Raw genomic sequence first — 2150 nt, 5'->3', positions numbered from 1 at the left:
TACCGCACGCTCGATTGGGATTGTTGCACTCTCGATTGGGATTAGGGCACGCTCGATCGGGAGTCGTGCACTGTCGATCAGGGGGAGAGGAGATCCACGATCTCTTGGCCGATGCGCCTCATCCCGGCCATCGCCTCGGCCATCAGAGCTTCGTTTTCCGTGGACCAGTTGGCGATGGCGGCCCAGGCAACGGTGCGATCACCCAGTGAGGCCGCGCCGACGTCGGCACGCACCCCAGCATCGGTGCCCGTCTTGTTGAAGAACCGAACCGGACCCTCCAGGTGCGCCAAGGGATCCATCCCCAGCCGCTCGACGAACGCCGCTCCGACCATCGACAGGTCGACGTTAGCCGAAAGCCACTGTCGCACCAGCGAATCCGCCTCCGCACCCATCGCCGTCCCCGATGCCAGTCGAAGCATGAGCAAACTCAGCTCCTCCGCCGTTCCCGTCGACAAGGTCGCCGCGTCACCGGGGCCCCGCACGTCTCGCACCTTGTCGTGCAGGGCAGTTCGCTCCAAGCCGAGGTATGCCGCCGTCCCCGCCACCGCCTCGAGGCCGACCTTCCGCAGCAGGACGTTGGTCGCAAGGTTGTCGCTCACCGAACCGACCAGCCGCGCCACGTCGCCCATCGGCAGTTCGTCCACCGACAGCTGCCACCAGAGACCCGAATCAGCCACGGCATCAACGGGTTTCCGACGCAGCACCTCGTCGACCGACAGCGAACCGTCGCCCACCTGGCTCGCCACCGTCAGCAGCAGGAGCACCTTCCCGACGGACGCCGTGCGCAAGGGCACGTCGGCACGGTCCGAGCTCAGCGGCATACCCGAGGCGTCGCGGACGGACACCGACCACGAAACGGCACTCACAGCGTGTCGAGCCACTCGATGAGAATGCGACTGACCGCGTGCGGCGCCTCCTCGGTGAGGAAGTGCCCCGCCCCGTCGACGACGACATAGCGATAGTCCTGGGGCACATAGGCGCCCGAGCCGGTCGTGGCCTCGGCGAGCACGCACCGGTCGTCGGTCCCCTGGACCTGCAGCACCGGGACCTCGATCGGGCGGCGGATCCGACGCATGAACATCGGCCCGTCCGGCCGCACGGACGACCGTCCGAGCCAGCGGTAGTGCTCCGCCGCGGAGTGGGCGACGAACGGGATCATCATCCCGTCGCCATAGCGGGTGACGTCCTCACGCGAGGGGTACGAGCCGTACGGCGACGACCACGCGGTCAGGAAGCTCTCGACGTAGGTGTGCGAGCGGTTCATCGCCCGCTCGGGGCGGAACGGCTTCTGCAGGTCGAGCATCCACCGGGAGGCCTCGCGCTGGCGGTGGTTCGTCCAGGTGGCGTGCCGCATGACGCGGGGGTGCGCCATCGAGAGCGACCCGATGGCTCGGGTGACGTCTCCCCGGAAGATCGGCATGCACCAGGCGATCCACCCACCGAGTCCCTGCCCCAGGACGACAGCGGACGACTCACCGAGCGCCCGGATGACGCTGGCCGTGTCGAGGGTGGACATGTAGGTGTCGTAGCCCCGGGGCGGCTTGTCGGAGCCGCCGTAGCCGCGCAGGTCCATCGCGGCGACGCGGTAGCCGCACGAGGCGAGCGCGGACATCTGGGGGCGCCACGTGTACCAGAACTGCGGGAAGCCGTGCAGCATCATGACGAGCGGGCCGTCGCCCATGACGGCGACGTGGAAGCGGGCGCCGTTGGCGGCGACGTAGCGGTGCTCCCAAGGGCCCTCGATGTCGACGAAGGCGGAGTCAACGGGCATGCGGGCTCTCGGGAGACGGGCGCGGTCGAGCCACGCGTGAGGCTGGGACGAGGCCGGGATCAGGCCTCTGGCTTGTCAGTGTGGCGCTTGGCGTCGGCCTGCGCCCTCGCTTCGGCCTCGGCCTGCGCCTTGGCCTCCGCCCGGGTGCGGGGGAGGGCGGCTGTGGAGGCCGCCGGGAGCGACTGCATGACGGGATGGTCGGTCAGGTCGGCCGGGCCCGCGACCCCGGTGCCCGAGGCGACGGCGTCGGAGGCGGTCTCCTGCCAGCCGCGCTCGGTCGTGGTCGTGGTCGTCGTGGTGCCGGGCGGCGGTGGGGTCGGGGCAGGCGCACCGGGGGCAGCCGACCGCGCCTGGGCGGCGCGGGCGTCAGCGAGCCGGG

The 2150-nt window shown here is 70.2% G+C and carries 3 protein-coding genes; all 3 read right to left on the bottom strand.

What is annotated here, in order from left to right; all coding sequences use genetic code 11:
* Positions 1 to 77 precede the first annotated feature (77 nt).
* Positions 78 to 845, bottom strand: coding sequence for a serine hydrolase (locus tag N864_RS21755; protein WP_338033668.1), 768 nt, complete (start codon positions 843 to 845; stop codon positions 78 to 80).
* 17 nt (positions 846 to 862) lie between these two features.
* Positions 863 to 1771 carry an alpha/beta fold hydrolase gene (locus N864_RS21750; protein WP_034722406.1) on the bottom strand — a complete coding sequence of 303 codons (909 nt, stop codon included), beginning with the start codon at positions 1769 to 1771 and terminating at the stop codon, positions 863 to 865.
* 59 nt (positions 1772 to 1830) lie between these two features.
* The coding region (locus N864_RS25260; protein ID WP_034722403.1) for a hypothetical protein at positions 1831 to 2150 on the bottom strand (320 nt) is incomplete at its 5' end.

Origin of the sequence: Intrasporangium chromatireducens Q5-1 (genome assembly GCF_000576575.1) — a bacterium.
Taxonomy (GTDB): Bacteria; Actinomycetota; Actinomycetes; order Actinomycetales; family Dermatophilaceae; genus Intrasporangium_A; species Intrasporangium_A chromatireducens.
The sequence above is the reverse complement of the archived record's forward strand: the minus strand, read 5'-3'. Positions and strand labels throughout refer to the sequence as shown.

What these genes read in the sequence shown, in the direction of transcription:
- N864_RS21750 (WP_034722406.1), bottom strand. Translation starts at nt 1,771, where the DNA reads ATGCCCGTTGACTCCGCCTTCGTCGACATCGAGGGCCCTTGGGAGCAC.